The 5,838-nt window shown below is 42.9% G+C and carries 2 tRNA genes and 3 rRNA genes; all 5 read left to right on the forward strand.

The window, feature by feature from the left end:
* Positions 1-186 precede the first annotated feature (186 nt).
* The 5 genes from L8W69_RS08875 (at position 187) to rrf (ending at position 5,731) form a co-directional block, all read left to right on the forward strand.
* Positions 187-1,699: ribosomal RNA gene (locus L8W69_RS08875) — 16S ribosomal RNA — on the forward strand.
* A gap of 95 nt (positions 1,700-1,794) precedes the next feature.
* Positions 1,795-1,870: transfer RNA gene (locus L8W69_RS08880), tRNA-Ala, on the forward strand.
* Between the two features lie 8 nt (positions 1,871-1,878).
* Positions 1,879-1,955 (forward strand) — tRNA-Ile (locus L8W69_RS08885).
* A 456-nt stretch (positions 1,956-2,411) separates the two neighbouring features.
* Positions 2,412-5,319 (forward strand): 23S ribosomal RNA (locus L8W69_RS08890).
* A 295-nt stretch (positions 5,320-5,614) separates the two neighbouring features.
* A 5S ribosomal RNA gene (gene rrf / locus L8W69_RS08895) occupies positions 5,615-5,731 on the forward strand.
* Together the 16S, 23S and 5S rRNA genes with 2 tRNA genes alongside form the textbook arrangement of a ribosomal RNA operon.
* Positions 5,732-5,838: the final 107 nt, after the last annotated feature.

Raw genomic sequence — 5,838 nt, forward strand, 5'->3', positions numbered from 1 at the left:
TTTGTTCTTTAAATTATTAATATTGTTAATCAAATCTTATAGTCAATCTTTGAAATCTAAATAAGTGATCGATTGAGCCAGAGATTTACCTTAATAATGTAAATCTATCAATTAATAATTAAAGATTATTTTATTAATCTTTAAAATACTTTTTCTTTGAAGAAAAAGATTAAACTATCTATATTTTTTATGGAGAGTTTGATCCTGGCTCAGAGTGAACGCTGGCGGCGTGCCTAATACATGCAAGTCGAACGATGAAGCTTTTAGCTTGCTAGAAGTGGATTAGTGGCGCACGGGTGAGTAAGGTATAGTTAATCTGCCCTACACAAGAGGACAACAGTTGGAAACGACTGCTAATACTCTATACTCCTGCTTAACATAAGTTGAGTAGGGAAAGTTTTTCGGTGTAGGATGAGACTATATAGTATCAGCTAGTTGGTGAGGTAATGGCTCACCAAGGCTATGACGCTTAACTGGTCTGAGAGGATGATCAGTCACACTGGAACTGAGACACGGTCCAGACTCCTACGGGAGGCAGCAGTAGGGAATATTGCGCAATGGGGGAAACCCTGACGCAGCAACGCCGCGTGGAGGATGACACTTTTCGGAGCGTAAACTCCTTTTCTTAGGGAAGAATTCTGACGGTACCTAAGGAATAAGCACCGGCTAACTCCGTGCCAGCAGCCGCGGTAATACGGAGGGTGCAAGCGTTACTCGGAATCACTGGGCGTAAAGGGCGCGTAGGCGGATTATCAAGTCTCTTGTGAAATCCAACGGCTTAACCGTTGAACTGCTTGGGAAACTGGTAGTCTAGAGTGAGGGAGAGGCAGATGGAATTGGTGGTGTAGGGGTAAAATCCGTAGATATCACCAAGAATACCCATTGCGAAGGCGATCTGCTGGAACTTAACTGACGCTAAGGCGCGAAAGCGTGGGGAGCAAACAGGATTAGATACCCTGGTAGTCCACGCCCTAAACGATGTACACTAGTTGTTGGGGTGCTAGTCATCTCAGTAATGCAGCTAACGCATTAAGTGTACCGCCTGGGGAGTACGGTCGCAAGATTAAAACTCAAAGGAATAGACGGGGACCCGCACAAGCGGTGGAGCATGTGGTTTAATTCGAAGATACGCGAAGAACCTTACCTGGGCTTGATATCCTAAGAACCTCTTAGAGATAAGAGGGTGCTAGCTTGCTAGAACTTAGAGACAGGTGCTGCACGGCTGTCGTCAGCTCGTGTCGTGAGATGTTGGGTTAAGTCCCGCAACGAGCGCAACCCACGTATTTAGTTGCTAACGGTTCGGCCGAGCACTCTAAATAGACTGCCTTCGTAAGGAGGAGGAAGGTGTGGACGACGTCAAGTCATCATGGCCCTTATGCCCAGGGCGACACACGTGCTACAATGGCATATACAATGAGACGCAATACCGCGAGGTGGAGCAAATCTATAAAATATGTCCCAGTTCGGATTGTTCTCTGCAACTCGAGAGCATGAAGCCGGAATCGCTAGTAATCGTAGATCAGCCATGCTACGGTGAATACGTTCCCGGGTCTTGTACTCACCGCCCGTCACACCATGGGAGTTGATTTCACTCGAAGCCGGAATACTAAACTAGTTACCGTCCACAGTGGAATCAGCGACTGGGGTGAAGTCGTAACAAGGTAACCGTAGGAGAACCTGCGGTTGGATCACCTCCTTTCTAGAGTACAAACTGATAAGTCTCACAACTATCAGTTCATATATAGACTCAATCATCCTTGTTTAGATTTCAAAGATTGATGAAAAGCTAATTTTGGGGAATTAGCTCAGCTGGGAGAGCGCCTGCTTTGCACGCAGGAGGTCAGCGGTTCGATCCCGCTATTCTCCACCATTTATTAAGGGCCTATAGCTCAGCTGGTTAGAGTGCACCCCTGATAAGGGTGAGGTCACAAGTTCAAGTCTTGTTAGGCCCACCATAAAAAAGATTTGTTTATCAATCATATAATAAAGTTTTAAAACTTAAAGCAAGTATATAGCTAATAATAAAGCAGTAAATAAAGTAAAATACTTTATTGCTTATGTTTTTAAATTATTTAAACTCTTTATATATACTTCCTTTAGGTTTTAAGACCTAAGCTAAATAAATAATAGAATATTTTATATATTAGATTAATTATTTAATGTTATTTGAATTATCATTGTTAAGAGTCACAAGCAAGTTTTAATAAAAACAATTTTACAGGACTTGTTAAAGGATAAAACCTAACTATCTTTTCTTTAGCTTTTAGTTAAAGACAAGTTTTAAACTCACAACTTAGTTAGACTAATATTTTTAGTTTTATTAAGTGTTTAAATGCTTTCCGTCTTAAGATAGTAAAGTCTTATCATAAAAACTTTAACAAGGAAGTGATGCGTTTTAGAATGAATTTAAAAGGTAAGCTATTAAGAGCGAATGGTGGATGCCTTGGCTGGTAAAGGCGATGAAGGACGTACTAGACTGCGATAAGCTACGGGGAGCTGTCAAGAAGCTTTGATCCGTAGATTTCCGAATGGGGCAACCCAGTATATAGAGATATATACTACCATAATGGAGCGAACGTAGGGAATTGAAACATCTTAGTACCTACAGGAAAAGAAATCAATAGAGATTGCGTCAGTAGCGGCGAGCGAAAGCGCAAGAGGGCAAACCCAGTGCTTGCACTGGGGGTTGTAGGACTGCAATGTGCAATAGGTAAGGTTAGTAGAACACTCTGGAAAGTGTAGCCATAGAGGGTGATAGTCCCGTATACGAAAACCAAACCTTAGCTAGCAGTATCCTGAGTAGGGCGGGACACGAGGAATCCTGTCTGAAGCTGGGTCGACCACGATCCAACCCTAAATACTACTACCAGACCGATAGTGCACAAGTACCGTGAGGGAAAGGTGAAAAGAACTGAGGTGATCAGAGTGAAATAGAACCTGAAACCATTTGCTTACAATCATTCAGAGCACTATGTAGCAATACAGTGTGATGGACTGCCTTTTGCATAATGAGCCTGCGAGTTGTGGTGTCTGGCAAGGTTAAGCACACGCGAAGCCGTAGCGAAAGCGAGTCTGAATAGGGCGCTTAAGTCAGATGCTGCAGACCCGAAACGAAGTGATCTATCCATGAGCAAGTTGAAGCTAGTGTAAGAACTAGTGGAGGACTGAACCGATAGGCGTTGAAAAGCCCCCGGATGACTTGTGGATAGGGGTGAAAGGCCAATCAAACTTCGTGATAGCTGGTTCTCTCCGAAATATATTTAGGTATAGCGTTGTGTCGTAGTATAAGGGGGTAGAGCACTGAATGGGCTAGGGCATACACCAATGTACCAAACCCTATCAAACTCCGAATACCTTATATGTAATCACAGCAGTCAGGCGGCGAGTGATAAAATCCGTCGTCAAGAGGGAAACAACCCAGACTACCAGCTAAGGTCCCTAAATCTTACTTAAGTGGAAAACGATGTGAAGTTACTTAAACAACCAGGAGGTTGGCTTAGAAGCAGCCATCCTTTAAAGAAAGCGTAATAGCTCACTGGTCTAGTGATTTTGCGCGGAAAATATAACGGGGCTAAAGTAAGTACCGAAGCTGTAGACTTGATTTTATCAAGTGGTAGGAGAGCGTTCTATTTGCGCCGAAGGTATACCGGTAAGGAGTGCTGGAGCGAATAGAAGTGAGCATGCAGGCATGAGTAGCGATAATTAATGTGAGAATCATTAACGCCGTAAACCCAAGGTTTCCTACGCGATGCTCGTCATCGTAGGGTTAGTCGGGTCCTAAGTCGAGTCCGAAAGGGGTAGACGATGGCAAATTGGTTAATATTCCAATACCAACATTAGTGTGCGATGGAAGGACGCTTAGGGCTAAGCAAGCTAGCGGATGGAAGTGCTAGTCTAAGGTCGTAGGAGGTTATATAGGCAAATCCGTATAACAATACTCCGAGAACTGAAAGGCTCTTCAAAGTCTTCGGACAGCGAGGAGAATTGCTGATGCCGTCGAGCCAAGAAAAGTTTCTAAGTTTAGCTAATGTTGCCCGTACCGTAAACCGACACAGGTGGGTGGGATGAGTATTCTAAGGCGCGTGGAAGAACTCTCTTTAAGGAACTCTGCAAAATAGCACCGTATCTTCGGTATAAGGTGTGGTTCGCTTCGTATTAGGATTTACTCCGAAAGCGAAGAAACTTACAACAAAGAGTCCCTCCCGACTGTTTACCAAAAACACAGCACTCTGCTAACTCGTAAGAGGATGTATAGGGTGTGACGCCTGCCCGGTGCTCGAAGGTTAATTGATGGGGTTAGCATTAGCGAAGCTCTTGATCGAAGCCCGAGTAAACGGCGGCCGTAACTATAACGGTCCTAAGGTAGCGAAATTCCTTGTCGGTTAAATACCGACCTGCATGAATGGCGTAACGAGATGGGAGCTGTCTCAAAGAGGGATCCAGTGAAATTGTAGTGGAGGTGAAAATTCCTCCTACCCGCGGCAAGACGGAAAGACCCCGTGGACCTTTACTACAGCTTGACACTGCTATTTGGATAAGAATGTGCAGGATAGGTGGGAGGCTTTGAGTATATGACGCCAGTTGTATATGAGCCGTTGTTGAGATACCACTCTTTCTTATTTGGGTAGCTAACCAGCTTGAGTTATCCTCAAGTGGGACAATGTCTGGTGGGTAGTTTGACTGGGGCGGTCGCCTCCCAAATAATAACGGAGGCTTACAAAGGTTGGCTCAGAACGGTTGGAAATCGTTCGTAGAGTATAAAGGTATAAGCCAGCTTAACTGCAAGACATACAAGTCAAGCAGAGACGAAAGTCGGTCTTAGTGATCCGGTGGTTCTGTGTGGAAGGGCCATCGCTCAAAGGATAAAAGGTACCCCGGGGATAACAGGCTGATCTCCCCCAAGAGCTCACATCGACGGGGAGGTTTGGCACCTCGATGTCGGCTCATCGCATCCTGGGGCTGGAGCAGGTCCCAAGGGTATGGCTGTTCGCCATTTAAAGCGGTACGCGAGCTGGGTTCAGAACGTCGTGAGACAGTTCGGTCCCTATCTGCCGTGGGCGTAAGAAGATTGAAGAGATTTGACCCTAGTACGAGAGGACCGGGTTGAACAAACCACTGGTGTAGCTGTTGTTCTGCCAAGAGCATCGCAGCGTAGCTAAGTTTGGAACGGATAAACGCTGAAAGCATCTAAGCGTGAAGCCAACTCTAAGATGAATCTTCTCTAAGCTCTCTAGAAGACTACTAGTTTGATAGGCTGGGTGTGTAATGGATGAAAGTCCTTTAGCTGACCAGTACTAATAGAGCGTTTGGCTTATCTTATTTAAGCATCACTTCCTTGTTAAGGTTTTTGATAAAGCTTTGGGTGTTTTTATATGAAATATTTATATAAAAATTACATTCTTAAGTTTATAAAATCTTATAAGTAAAGTTTATATTAGAACTTGCTCTTAACATTGTTTTTTAAGTATTCTAAAATAAAACAATAAAGTATTTAGTTCAATAAAACATCTAAACTTAAGAATAAGATGAAAGTTAAAATAAAAATAATTTTTATATCTAAATCTTATTGATTGTTTTTATTATGCTATATTAAATAGAATATTTAAATAACAATGTCCGTGATTATACAGATGTGGAGACGCCTTGCTCCATCCCGAACCAAGAAGCTAAGCACATCGTGGGTGATGATACTACGCCTTACTGGCAGGGGGAAAGTAGCTCATTGCGGACTTGTTAATTCTTATTATTCTTACTTTATATATAATCCTATATTTATTTTTATTATTAGTTATTTTAGTTATTTTAGTTATTTTAGTTATTTTAGTTATTTTAGTTATT

It is taken from the genome of Campylobacter sp. CNRCH_2016_3089 (assembly GCF_025772505.1).
In the GTDB taxonomy this organism is placed as follows: domain Bacteria; phylum Campylobacterota; class Campylobacteria; order Campylobacterales; family Campylobacteraceae; genus Campylobacter_D; species Campylobacter_D lari_D.